At 48.2% G+C, this 1,455-nt stretch carries 2 protein-coding genes; both read left to right on the top strand.

The features are described 5' to 3' along the window. Nucleotides 1–1,152 (top strand): heme anaerobic degradation radical SAM methyltransferase ChuW/HutW (gene hutW / locus R7Q48_RS24130; protein WP_318132602.1); only part of this gene is annotated, 1,152 nt, incomplete at its 5' end. A gap of 33 nt (nucleotides 1,153–1,185) precedes the next feature. Continuing rightward, nucleotides 1,186–1,455, top strand: a 270-nt coding sequence (locus tag R7Q48_RS24125) for a ChuX/HutX family heme-like substrate-binding protein (protein WP_318132600.1), incomplete at its 3' end; no start/stop codon positions are given.

The following is a 1,455-nucleotide window of genomic DNA, read 5'->3' as shown; positions in this document are numbered from 1 at the left end:
GTTCGCTGCACTTTTTGTAACTTCTTTCAGAATGCGGCCAGTCGCAAACTTGTCGATGAGTACTTCGCTGCCTTAATGCAGGAGTTGAAGGAGAAAGCTGCACTTCCTTGGACGCAAAGCGGTATCTTCCATGCGGTTTACATTGGTGGTGGAACGCCGACCGATCTTTCTCCCGAGCAAGTTCGCGTGCTGGGGCAGGCCATTCATGATTATTTCCCTCTCGCGTCTGATTGCGAAATTACTTTAGAAGGGTGCATCAATCGTTTTTCCGATGAGTTGTATCAAGGTGCGTTAGATGGCGGCTTTAATCGCTTCTCTTTTGGTGTGCAGAGCTTCAACACTCAAGTTCGTCGCAGTGCAAAGCGTCTTGATGATAGAGAAGACGTACTTAAACGCGTTTCGGAACTGGCGAAGGAAGACAAAATCCCAGTCATCATCGACTTGTTGTACGGCTTGCCTTATCAAACCAAAGAAATACTTGAACAAGATCTTAACGATTTTATGTCGACAGGCGCGCATGGCTTGGATTTGTATCAGTTGGTCGTGGGTGGAACCGCGCCAATGCTCAATCTCGTTGAAAAAGGCAAGATCCCACCACCAGCGACGACGCCAGAGAAAGCGGGCATGTATGAGCTGGGTGTGAACTTTATGGCGAAGCACCACATGAAGCAGTTGAGCGTGAACCACTGGGCCGTCGATAACCGTGAGCGTAGCCTATACAACAGCTTAGCCAAGACGTACGCAGAAGTGTTACCGATTGGATGCGGTGCTGGTGGCAACATTGGCGGCTACGGGATGATGCTGCACCGCACTTTAGACACCTACATCAAAGCGGTGAATGAAGGGCAAAGTACGATTGCGATGATGATGAAGCACAGCCCATTAGAGCCATTATTTGCAGCGCTAAAATCCGGATTTGACCGCGGCATTGTTCAGGCAAGTAAACTGCCGATGTTTATGGGTAGCGATACGTTCGATTTTCTCATGCCGCTGTTTAAAGTATGGCAAGACAAAGGCTTAGTTGAGCTTCAAGAGCGAAGCTTAGTGCTTACTTTAGCGGGCAGTTTTTGGGCCGTTTCGTTAGCGCAAGCCTGTATTCAGGTACTGGCATCAGAGATGAACGAAAGCGTGCCAAAAGTATCCAATAATTAATGAAGACAAATTGAAGAAAAGATGGAAAACAAAATGGAATCAATCAAGCAACAGGTAGAAGCTCTATTGGAACAAGAACCTCAACTTCTGCCTGCCGCAATGGCAGAGCGTTTAGGTGTGACAGAATTTGATGTTGTCGCTGCACTGCCGCAAGAGATGGTTGCGATTGCTCCGGGTGAACAAGCGCAAACAATCCTTGAAAGCCTAGTTGGCTTTGGCCCAGTGACGACGATCGTACACTCCTTCGGCTCCATTTTCGAAGTGAAAGCGCCTTTTCCGAAAGGCAGAGTTGCGCGTGGTTAT

It is taken from the genome of Vibrio sp. 378 (genome assembly GCF_033339435.1).
The sequence above is the reverse complement of the archived record's forward strand: the minus strand, read 5'-3'. Positions and strand labels throughout refer to the sequence as shown.